The 1,945-nt window shown below is 64.5% G+C and carries 3 protein-coding genes; all 3 read left to right on the top strand.

Annotated features, from left to right (window positions below):
• The first annotated feature begins 305 nt into the window (after window positions 1-305).
• The 3 genes from AWB67_RS36995 to AWB67_RS36985 all read left to right on the top strand — a co-directional run bounded on the left by AWB67_RS36995 (window position 306) and on the right by AWB67_RS36985 (window position 1,775).
• Entirely contained in the window at window positions 306-692 is a 387-nt protein-coding gene (locus AWB67_RS36995) for a response regulator transcription factor (protein ID WP_087660762.1), read from the top strand.
• A gap of 196 nt (window positions 693-888) precedes the next feature.
• The gene (locus AWB67_RS36990; RefSeq protein ID WP_087660761.1) at window positions 889-1,362 is read left to right on the top strand and encodes a YMGG-like glycine zipper-containing protein; all 474 of its coding nucleotides are present in this window, start codon (window positions 889-891) and stop codon (window positions 1,360-1,362) included.
• 14 nt (window positions 1,363-1,376) lie between these two features.
• Window positions 1,377-1,775, top strand: coding sequence for a hypothetical protein (locus AWB67_RS36985; protein ID WP_200822410.1), 399 nt, complete (start codon window positions 1,377-1,379; stop codon window positions 1,773-1,775).
• Window positions 1,776-1,945: the final 170 nt, after the last annotated feature.

Raw genomic sequence — 1,945 nt, 5'->3', positions numbered from 1 at the left:
GCGAGCGCGTCGCCATTCTCGCATCGTGGAATCAGCAACGACGATCCCGTGAAAACCCCCGCTTCTTCAGCACAGCCTTAGACAATTTTCGGTAGTTGCTGCATATGCCTTTGCGATGACGGAGTAAGGGTCGGTCGATGAACAATTCGCCGATGTGCCGTTGCGCCCTTGTAGGAATGATGGATCTAACTCCGTCAGGAGGGTATTGGACCAAAGTCCAATAGGCGCAGGCGGCCAACTGTCATACGCTGGCTGCAGCGTCGAATGGAATCTGTGCTTTGATGCCTGTACGAGGAATATTCGCTATGAGCAAAGTCAAGCCGCTCGTCGCACTGATCGATGACGACGAATCGGTGCGCCGTGCCATCAAGCGGCTCCTGAGTTCCGCGGGGCTGGCGGCTGACACTTTCGAGACGGGCGACGAGTTCCTGGAGATGTTCGATTCGATTCCGTCCTACCGGCCGGCCTGCATCGTGCTCGACGTGCAGATGCCGGGCCTCAACGGCCTCGAAGTTCAGCAGCGGCTCGCGGGCAGCGGTATCCCGGTGATCTTCATCACGGCACACGACGAAATCAGCGTTCGTCAGCAGGCGCTCTCGGCGGGCGCCGCGGCCTATCTGCGCAAACCCTTCAACGACGAAGTCCTCATCAAGGCGGTGCGCACGGTGCTCAACCTGGACGCCGGGCCATGACACCGCACGCAGAGGCCGTCACAGGCGTGGCGCAGGTGGCTATGGGACCAAAGTCCAATAGCCCTACGGCCGTTCACCCACCACTATGGAATCAATCCGGGGCGATGGCCTCGGCGTGCGCGGCCGGACGGACGGCCAGCGCTCGCCTGCCGTTGTCCGAAGCGCGTCGAAGCCGAACAGCCGGGAGGCGTGAGCCATGCAAAGAATGCTGAAAATTCCAGTCGCGCTGGCCGTGTGGGCGATCGCCTTCGCCGCCATCGCGCAGCAACCGATCATCTATCCGGCAAAAGGCCAGAGCGCGCAGCAGCAGAGCAGCGATCTCGCGTCGTGCCAGGGGTGGGCCAAGCAGAGCACCGGCGTCGATCCGGTCGCGATCGCGCAGCAATCCAGCCAGCCGGCGCCCGCCCAGCAGCAGGGCGGCCGGGTGCGGGGCGCGGCCGGAGGCGCCGCAGGCGGCGCAGTCATCGGCGCGGTCGCGGGCGACGCGGGCAAAGGCGCGGCAGTCGGTGCGGTCACGGGGACCGTGGTCGGCGGCTCGCGACAGCGCCGCGCCAACCGGGCTTCTGGCGAGCAGCAGCAAGCGAGTCAACAGCAGTCGTCGCAAGCCATGGTGACGTTCAACCGCGCGGTGGGCGCCTGCATGACGGGCCGCGGGTACACCGTCCAATGAGTCGGGAGGCAGCCATGAGGGTGACCGAACTGAAGCGGCTTGCACTGGCTACGGCATTACTCGGCGCGACGACGTGGGCGTCGGGCGCGGACTTCGACGGTAGCAAGGCGCTCATCTGCGCCACCGTCGACGCGTACGCGTGCGACCCCGGCGAAGTGTGCCTGCGCGATCTCCCGGCGGGCTTCGGCGTGCCGCAGTTCATGAACGTGAACTTTGCGAAGAAGACGATCGCCGGACCGAAGCGCTCGACGGAGATACGGTCCATCGAGAAAGGTGCGGACCAGGTACTGATGCAGGGCAACGAACTCGGCTACGGATGGACAGTCGTGCTCGACCAGGATGGCTCGATGTCGATGACCCTCGTCAACAACCAGGAGGTACTGGTGGTCTTCGGCTATTGCACGCCGCAGTAGCGGGTTCAACCAAGGGTTCAACCGATCGTCGAGCTAGCCGATCACAACGGGGAGTGTCACATGCTGATGTCACATTCGCGGATCGCGAACGGTGAGGCGAGGCGCACGCGCGCCTGGCTGCGCATCGCATGCGCAGGCGCGGCGCTCGCGTTGCTTGCCGCCTGCGACAA

The sequence above is a fragment of the Caballeronia terrestris genome (assembly GCF_001544515.1).
Classification (GTDB): domain Bacteria; phylum Pseudomonadota; class Gammaproteobacteria; order Burkholderiales; family Burkholderiaceae; genus Caballeronia; species Caballeronia terrestris.
Note: the sequence above shows the minus strand (reverse complement) of the source record. Positions and strands in the feature narration are given on the sequence as shown.